6 protein-coding genes and 1 tRNA gene are annotated in these 7,804 nt (G+C 69.6%); 4 read left to right on the top strand and 3 right to left on the bottom strand.

All coding sequences use genetic code 11. From position 1 onward, the window contains the following. Positions 1–654, top strand: a 654-nt coding sequence (locus tag AC1DP0_RS14495; RefSeq protein ID WP_478085250.1) for a small ribosomal subunit Rsm22 family protein, incomplete at its 5' end; no start/stop codon positions are given. A gap of 30 nt (positions 655–684) precedes the next feature. Here AC1DP0_RS14495 and upp read toward each other — a convergent pair. Further along, on the bottom strand, positions 685–1,323 hold the full coding sequence (upp, locus tag AC1DP0_RS14490) for a uracil phosphoribosyltransferase (protein WP_478085249.1): 639 nt from the start codon (positions 1,321–1,323) through the stop codon (positions 685–687). Positions 1,324–1,340: 17 nt separating this feature from the next. Between upp and AC1DP0_RS14485 the strand changes: the two genes are divergently transcribed. Together AC1DP0_RS14485 and AC1DP0_RS14480 are read left to right on the top strand one after the other, a co-directional pair. Continuing rightward, entirely contained in the window at positions 1,341–1,844 is a 504-nt protein-coding gene (locus tag AC1DP0_RS14485; RefSeq protein ID WP_478085248.1) for a nucleoside deaminase, read from the top strand. A gap of 10 nt (positions 1,845–1,854) precedes the next feature. Next, a tRNA-Ser gene (locus tag AC1DP0_RS14480) sits at positions 1,855–1,944 on the top strand. 73 nt (positions 1,945–2,017) lie between these two features. Here AC1DP0_RS14480 and AC1DP0_RS14475 read toward each other — a convergent pair. Continuing rightward, positions 2,018–2,374, bottom strand: coding sequence for a tyrosine-type recombinase/integrase (locus tag AC1DP0_RS14475; protein ID WP_478085251.1), 357 nt, complete (start codon positions 2,372–2,374; stop codon positions 2,018–2,020). 68 nt (positions 2,375–2,442) lie between these two features. On the opposite strand from AC1DP0_RS14475, the gene AC1DP0_RS14470 reads away from it, so the two are divergent. Then, positions 2,443–3,531 (top strand): FUSC family protein, encoded by a 1,089-nt coding sequence (locus AC1DP0_RS14470; protein ID WP_478085247.1) that lies wholly within the window; start codon positions 2,443–2,445, stop codon positions 3,529–3,531. Positions 3,532–3,730: 199 nt separating this feature from the next. On the opposite strand, the gene AC1DP0_RS14465 is transcribed toward AC1DP0_RS14470, so the two are convergent. Continuing rightward, entirely contained in the window at positions 3,731–7,069 is a 3,339-nt protein-coding gene (locus tag AC1DP0_RS14465) for a beta strand repeat-containing protein (RefSeq protein ID WP_478085246.1), read from the bottom strand. Positions 7,070–7,804 lie beyond the last annotated feature (735 nt).

Raw genomic sequence — 7,804 nt, 5'->3', positions numbered from 1 at the left:
GTGCTGGACCAGGTCGAGGAGGCGCTGGCTCTCGGGCGCGTCCTCGTCGCCGACGCACCGTCGCCGGTCCTGGCCGGCGCGACCTTCCGTCGGGCCGCCGCCGGCGCGTGGCCCGACCTGGAGGCCGACCTCGTCACCGTGTCCTACGTCCTCAGCGAGCTCGACCAGCGCCAGCAGGATGCGCTCGTCGCCGACGCGATGCAGCGTGGAGGGGCCGTCGTCGTCGTCGAGCCGGGCACCCCGGACGGCTACGCCCGGGTCCTGCGCGTCCGGGCGGCACTCCTGGCGGCAGGCTGGGCCCTGCTCGGTCCGTGCCCCCACGAGACGCACTGTCCTCTGGCACAAGGCGACTGGTGTCACTTCGCGGCTCGCCTGGAACGCTCCGCTGAGCACCGCCGCCTCAAGGGCGCCGAGCTGTCCTACGAGGACGAGAAGTTCTCGTGGGTCGCGGCCGCGTCCCCCGGCGTCATGAGTTCCCACCAAGCAGAAGCCCTGTCGGGCCGGATCCTCCGACATCCCTTGAAGCGCAAGGGATTCGTCGAGTTCCAGGTGTGCCGGCCCGACGGCACCGCGGGCCGCGAGGTCGTCTCGAAGAAGGCGGGAGAGCGTTACCGACGGGCACGAGACGCCGCGTGGGGCGACACGCTGCCCTGACCCCACGGCATACGCGAGGAGCGGGTCGGCTCAGACGACGCCGTAGAGCCGGTCGCCGGCGTCGCCGAGGCCCGGGACGATGTAGCCCTTCTCGTTGAGCCTCTCGTCGATGGTGCCCAGCACGACCTTGACGGGGATGTTGCTCTCGGAGAGCTCGTCCTCGAGGTGCTTGATGCCCTCGGGGGCCGCGAGGAGGCAGACGGCCGTGATGTCCCGCGCGCCCCTGGCGGTGAGGTAGTCGATCGCCATGACGAGGGTGCCGCCGGTGGCGAGCATCGGGTCGAGGATGAAGACCTGGCGGCCCGTGAGGTCATCGGGCAGCCGGTTCGCGTAGGTCGAGACCTCGAGGGTCTCCTCGTTGCGGATCATCCCGAGGAAGCCCACCTCGGCGCTCGGCAGGAGCTTGACCATGCCGTCGAGCATGCCGAGCCCGGCGCGCAGGATGGGGACGATGATCGGCTTGGGATTGGAGAGCTTGATGCCGGTCGTCGGCGCGACCGGCGTCTCGATGTCGAAGGGCTCGACGCGGACGTCGCGCGTGGCCTCGTAGGCGAGGAGCGTGACGAGTTCCTCGGCGAGGCGCCGGAAGGTGGGGCTGTCGGTCCGCTTGTCGCGCAGGTAGGTCAGCTTGTGCGCGATGAGCGGGTGATCTGCGACGTGGACGTCCATGGGTGGAAACTTAGCGCGTGGCGAAGAGATCCGAGACCCCCGGCAAGGGCTCCCTCCCCGGACCGGGGACGTATGCCGTCTGGCTGGCCGAGGCGCTCGACCTGGCCGCGGCGACCGCGGGCGCGCAGGACGTGCCGGTCGGTGCGCTCGTCGTCGACCCCGACGGTCGCGTGGTCGGCCGTGGGCGCAACGTGCGCGAGGAGCTGGGCGACCCGACGGGGCATGCCGAGGTCGTCGCCCTGAGGGAGGCCGCGCAGGCCCTCGGCTCGTGGCGGCTCGACGGCTGCACCCTCGTCGTGACCCTGGAGCCGTGCGTCATGTGCGCCGGTGCGGCGATGGCGGCGCGGCTCGAGCGGCTCGTGTTCGGCGCGTGGGACCCCAAGGCAGGGGCGTGCGGATCGGTGTGGGACCTGACCCGCGACCCCCTGGCGACGCACCCCGTGGACGTCGTCGGGGGAGTCCGCGCCGAGGAGTCGGCGGCCCTCCTGGTCGATTTCTTCGAGGGCCGCAGGCTCGGGTAAGGTCACTCCCGGTGGCGTGTCCGAGCGGCCTAAGGAGCACGCCTCGAAAGCGTGTGTGGGGGTGACTCCACCGTGGGTTCAAATCCCACCGCCACCGCCAGTCATCTGCAGAAACGCCGGTTCGAGCCCCAGGGCCCGGACCGGCGTTTCTCGTGGTGGTCTCATTTGTGGTCTCATTCGAGGCTCGGCGTGGTCGCGAGCTCGGGCCACAGGAGCCCTCCGACCTGGCGAGCGACGTCGTCGCGGATCGGCGCCACCACGTGGGCGTAGCGCTGTGCCATGGCTGGGTTGGACCAGCCCATGACGCTCATCATGGTCGGCTGGCTCACTCCGAGCATGAGCAGCACGGTCGCGGCAGTGTGGCGGGCATCGTGGAGGCGGCCGTCCCGGATGTCGGCTTCCTGGAGCAGGGCCTTCCAGTGCGACCAGTCTGTGCGGGGATTGATGGGATCGCCGGTCTCCCTGGTGAAGACCCACCCGCCCTCGTGCCAAGCGCTGCCGGCGTGCGCGTGCTCCTCCTGCTGGCGCAGTGCACCGAAGCACGATCCGCGGCAGATGAGTGCGTTCGAGGACGTCCTGATTCCGGAGCCCTTCGGGGGTGATCAGCGTAAAGTCAATCGGGGACTGGGGACTCTTCCGATGGGTTGTGGGTATGAGCAGTGCCGAGGCTGTCGGTCCCGGAGAAAGGCAACCGGGCGAGCGGGTGGCGCCGTCGCCGCAGGAGCCGTCAGGTAGTCATCGGCTGCTCCATCTCCTTGGGGCGCTGCTAGTCGGGGTTGTTCTCCCTGCCGCGCTGGTCGGCGCCTTGGTGGGCGAGTTGGGCGTCTCGGCGTTGTTCACGGGCGTGGTGTGGGGCGCGGTGGGGGCGAAGCTCGCGGGCACACGCCGGATGGTTTACGTGACCCCTCTGGTCGGGGTCGTGGCCGGTCTGGGCGCGTACACCGCCTACGACTGGTGGTGGGTGGCTCTGCTGGCGTCGACGGGCGTCCTCGCCGGTGTCGGGTACCGGTTCGGCTGGTTCGCCCCGCTGCTGATGGTGCCCTACGCCGCCACCTTCGTGACGCCGGTGCATACCGCTACAGCCGCCGTCACCTTCGGAGCAGTCGTCGCGATTGGCACCGGGTACGGTCTCGTGATCATGCGCCGTTTCGGTGCCCCGTCGGTGGTCGAGGGCGACCGGTACTCGCTGCCCATCACCGCGGTCATCGCGCTCTGCTTCGGCGCGGTCTTGGGTGGCGCCGCCGCCCTCGGAGTGGCGTTGTCGTGGACCGAGCCATACTGGGTGCCGGAGCCGATCCTCGTCCTTGTCATGTACCTGCTGATGGGACACCGTGAGCGAATTCGCGAGAAGGTGCTTGGGACGGCAGTCGGCGCGGCTGCCGCCGTGGTCGTAGCCGTCATCGGCCTGTCCCCGTGGGCTCAGACCGCGCTTGCCGTAGTCGCGTTGGTGCTCGCGGTGATGCAGCGGGCGACGTACTGGCGGATGTACGGCCTGTACACGTTCTCGCTGGTGCTATTCCTGGCCTCTCCGGGGGACGTCGGGTTCGAGGCTGAGGAACGCGGGTTCCAGATCCTCGCGGGCATCGCCCTATTGATCCTCGGCCTGACCGTCCTGCACCTCATCACGAGCAGGCTCGCCAGGCGCTACCCACAGGCAGAACTAGGAAGCACCGCGTCGGGTGCCTGACCGACGGGCTCTCCGACCGCACATCGGCACGACCGCGCAGCTCGCGGCATGAGCGGAAGTCAGGAAGCGGTCACGATGGCGAGGACTGCAGCCAAAGCGGCGCTCGAGTCTGTCGGCACTTCACGGCAGAAAGGCCTTCGGCCGCTGACCCTTGACGTGGTGTCGAGGGGCAGCGGCCGAAGGTTGCCGAGGTGCCTGCTTAGCGGACGATCTGGACCGTCAGCACCTGGGTCTGGCCGCCGACTCGCATGCCGATGTGCCAGTAGCGCTGGTGCAGCATGGCGCGGCTGAACGTGACGCCGAGGGCCCACCGGTTGGGGCCGGTCTTGACGAAAAAGTTGTCCAGTCCCTGCGGGGCCTTCGGGTAGGGCATCGCGTCGACATAGCGGGGCGCGCTCGTGGCGGCTGCCAGCATCGTGTAGGTGTGACCCGCGCGGACCTGGTACACGCCGTTGCTGAAGGCCGCCCCCTGGATCACGAAGTTCCTCACCTGGGCGGTGAGCCGGGTGGTGGACACGTTGCCGGCCTTGTCGGTGGCGGTCGCGGTGTAGATCTCGCTGCCGCCACTGAGGCGGCGGCTGAGGGTGCAGGAGGCGATGCCCGAGAGTCCGTCACGAGCGCTGCAGTGCCCCAGCGGTCCGGTTGCGAAGTACGGCGTCCCTGTCGCGACTCCCGTGACCGCCACAATGGGCCGAGTCTGGTCGATGTTGATACCCGTGATCGAGACGGTTGCTGCGCCACCGTCGAGAGCCGTGATGGTGCGAGACACCGACTGTGCTGCGCCGTCCTTGCTGAGCGTGACCGGCTGCGGGCAGCCGGTGACCAGCGGGGCCCCGTTCGGGGTGCACGCGAACCGCACGGTGACCGAGCTCCGGTACCAAMCGCTCGCGTTCTTGGGGTGGGCGCTGGTGAGCGTCGCCGTGATCGTCGGGTTGTGACGGCTGGTGGTGGCGGACGAGGCGAGGAAGTTGAGGTCGCCTGGGTACTGGACGGCAACCTGGTTGGCCTTGCTGGTGGGCAGGGAGTAGCTCAACGTCGCGACTCCCCCGGTGAGGGTCGCCGTCCCGATCGGGGTGCCGTCGACGGTGAACTTGACGGTCCCGCTCGGCGTACCCGCGCCCGGTGACACAGGCGTGACGTTGGCCGTGAGGCTGGTGGCTCGCACGGTGATGGTCGCGGTGGTCGCGGCCTGGTTGACCACCAGCGTCTGGGGCGTCGCGTTCGCGGGGGCRTACTTGCTCGCGTCGAGCGGGGTGAAGACCGCCGCGACCTGGTGTGCGCCGGGCGCCAGGTTCCCCACCGTGGGGCTGGTCGCCTGGCCGTTGTTCACCGTGACGGGCCCACCGAGGTTGGTGCCGTCGACGGAGAACTGGACGCTCCCGGCCTGGCCGCCGGCCACCGTTGCGGTGGCGCTGGCGTTCTGGCCGAAGACCGTCACGCCCGGGGTGAGGGCGACCGACAGCGAGGTCGGCGCGAGCGCGACGGTCACGGTCTGGGTCACCTCAGGGGCGGCGGTGTAGTCGGCGGTGCCGACCTGGTCGGCGGCGAGCACACAGGTGCCGGCGTGGTCGAAGGTGACGGTGAAACCGCTGATCGAGCAGGCCGACCCGGTGGTGGCCGGTGCGACACTGAACGTGACCGGGCTGCCCGATGCGCCGCCGACCGCGGTGAGGCCGTGGGTGTCCCCCACGGTCGCCGTGGGAGCCAAGGGGTCGAAGGTGATCGCCTGTGCGGCCTGGCCGATGGCGATGGACTGCTGCACCTGGGCAGCGGCCAGGTAGTCGGCGGTGCCTTCCTGGTCGGCATCCACCACGCACGTGCCGACGTGGTCGAAGGTGACCGTCGAGCCGCTGATCGAGCAGACCGAGGTGCTGGTCGAGTCGATGGAGAAGCTCACAGCGTTCCCCGAGGCCCCTCCGGTCGCCGCCACCGGGTAGGTGTCGCCCACCACTGCTCCGCTGGGGGCGGAGCTGGTGAAGGTGAGGGCCTGTGCAGCCTGGCCGACCTCGATGGACTGCTGCACTTGGGGAGCTGCCAGGTAGTCGGCGGTGCCGGCCTGGTCGGCATCCATCACGCAGGTGCCGACGTGGTCGAAGGTCACCGTCGAGCCGCTGATCGAGCACGTCTGCGTACTGGCGGGGTCGATGGAGAAGCTCACGTTGTTCGCCGAGGCCCCGCCGGTGGCCGCGACGGTGTAGGTCCCGCCGGGCAGGGCTGCGGTGGGGGCCGCGGTGGTGAAGGTGATGCTCTGGGCAGCCTGGTCGATCGTGATCGTCTGGCTACTGCTCGCATCGGGGGAGGCGCCGTTGCTGGCAGCGACGGTGAACGAGGAGGCGCCGGCGCTGGTCGGGGTGCCAGAGAGCACGCCCGCGCTGGTCAGCGTCAGCCCCGCCGGCAGGGTTCCAGAGGACACCGTGAAGGTCGGAGCGGGGTATCCAGACGCCGTGAAGGCATACGAGTACGGCAGCCCCACGGTCCCGGACGCGGGGGCACTGGCCGCGGTGAACAGCGGTGGGAATTGGTAGGTGAACGCTCCGACGGCGGGCAGGGTCACTCCGCCTGCCGTGGTCACGTTGACTGCCTGGGGCCCGGTCAGGAGGGTCGGCGGCGTGGGAACGGTGGCCACGACCTGGGTGTCAGTCGAGGAGGTCACCGTCGCTGCGACGCCACCGATGGTCACGGTCGCTCCCGAGAGGCCGGTGCCGTCGATCGTCATTGACGTGCCGGGTGCCCCGGCCGTGGGCGAGATCGCGGTGAGATTTGCGGAATAGAACAACGTGACGCTGCCGCTGCCGCCATGTCCCGTGACCGCGCCGGTCAGCGTGCCCGAGAAGTAGGACCCGCCGCCGCCGCCGCCGCCGGCGCCGCCGTTGCGGAAGGTTCCGCCGCCTCCGCCGCTGTAACCACCACCGCCACCGCCTGCGTATCCACTTGTCCCGCCGCCGCCACCGAAGCCGCCCCCGTGGCTTCCGCTGCCGCCGGAGGCGCCGTTTGCGACGGACTGCCCGCCTGTGCCGCTGGCGCTGCCACCGTTGGTGAGGAGGCCACCGCCGCCGCCGGCGGACCCGGCCTGGCCGCCAGTGCCCCCGGCCCCTCCTGCGCCGCCGCCGTTGTCACCGTCCATGCCCGATGTCCCGGTGCTGGCTGCCGAGGGCCACCTGTTTGACCCCGTGCCGCCGCCGCCGCCCGCGGCAGCAAGGATGCCGCTCTGATCAGCGGTGGTGTAGATGAATGAGCCGCCGCCGCCGCCGGCGCCGGCGCCGTACTGGAAGCCGTTCTGGCCCATGCTGCCGGCGATGATTTGGAGCGTTTCACCGGGCGTCACAGAGAGCGTGCCGGTCAGTTCCGCACCGCCACCGCCCCCGCCATAGGCTGCCCCGCCCTGGGCGCCGCTGATATCGACGTAGATCTGGGTGACACCGCTGGGCACGGTCCAGGTCTGAACACTCCCGGTGGCGGAGAAGGTTAGGGCCGTGTCGGCGGTGGCGGCGAGCGATGGAGAGGCAGCCACGACCGCCGCGGCCGCGATGATGCTCACGGATAGACCGGTCGCGAGCAGGCGACAGCGAAGAGGATTCATATGGATGGAAGTGCCTTCCGGTAGGAGTCAGCCATCGACGGCCGCGGCTCAGTAGAGCACCCCGTGCGCCACCTTGTTCACGTTTCATACGATTTGTACGACCTTCGACAGCCGTGTAGCCCCTCAGGGAACAGGCGCACCCGAAAGAGAGTCACCAAACACTTCTTAAAAGGGATCAAACGGACACCGAATGTTCCCTCGGGGCCCCGCCGCGGCCCTAGGTGGCTGGATCGCAACAAACCAGCATCTTCGACGGGCGAGGACGGAGATGACGGTGGCCGCCTCGACGGGGATCAGGCGTTCGGCGCGCTTCGGCACGCCTCCCAGAACCGCACCGTCAAGGTCCGCGTCCTGGCCCTCGAGGTCATCGGCACCGGCACGCTGAACGAGCTGGACACCGGTCAATAGACGAGCCCACAGACATCCCCTCTTCGGCATGTCCGGTAAAGAACGACCGCCGAGGGCGTGCGGGGGAGGACCTGCGGATCTGAGGCCGCGGCCGGCTCACGTCGAGCGTGGACGCCTACATCGACTGTCCGTCCGAATCCGTTGGGACGGCTCGACCCCTCGCGACGCTGCCGACGAGGCTGGTCTCATGTCTGGTCTCATTCGGGACCCGCCGTAGTCGTTCAGAAGCGTTCGCCCTCTTGATAAGTCAAGCGTGCAATGAGGATGTGTTTCCATCCTGAACGC

This window comes from Terrabacter sp. P5_B1 (assembly GCF_056400505.1).
The sequence above is the reverse complement of the archived record's forward strand: the minus strand, read 5'-3'. Positions and strand labels throughout refer to the sequence as shown.

Coding starts and splice junctions, on each gene's coding strand:
- upp (WP_478085249.1), bottom strand. CDS start 1,323: ATGGACGTCCACGTCGCAGATCACCCGCTCATCGCGCACAAGCTGACC.